The sequence below is a fragment of the Flagellimonas lutimaris genome (assembly GCF_003581615.1).
Taxonomy (GTDB): Bacteria; Bacteroidota; Bacteroidia; order Flavobacteriales; family Flavobacteriaceae; genus Flagellimonas; species Flagellimonas lutimaris.
The window spans coordinates 1-458 of record NZ_QXFH01000015.1 but is presented as its reverse complement, the minus strand read 5'-3'; the positions used below and the strand labels follow the sequence as shown (position 1 = coordinate 458).

1 pseudogene is annotated in these 458 nt (G+C 48.7%); it reads left to right on the top strand.

The features are described from left to right. A pseudogene (locus tag D2V08_RS01025) lies at positions 1-458 on the top strand (IS3 family transposase); the annotation flags it as partial.

Sequence of the window (458 nt, the reverse complement as noted above, 5' to 3'; positions counted from 1 at the left end):
GGACTGCTGGCCAAAAGAAAGAGAAAGTTCAGGGCCACCACGGACAGCAAACACGATTATCCGATAGCGCCCAATATATTGGACCGTGACTTTACGGTACACAGGAAAAACCAGGTATGGGTATCCGACATGACCTATATAAGGACCGGTGAGGGATGGATGTACCTGACGGTGATCATGGACCTGTTCCATCGAAAGGTCGTTGGGTGGTCTATGGGCAAGACCTTGGCCACTGCCGACACCATAATACCCGCTTGGAAGATGGCGGTAAGGTCTAACAATATCAAGGACAAGCTTATTTTCCATTCCGATAGGGGCTCACAATATGCCAGTTACGAGTTCACCGATATCCTTAAGAGACATAATGGTGGGGTGGTACAATCAATGAGCAGAAAAGGAAATGCCGGGACAATGCAGTAGCGGAATCCTTCCTCAAGAGCTTGAAGGTCGAATGGGTA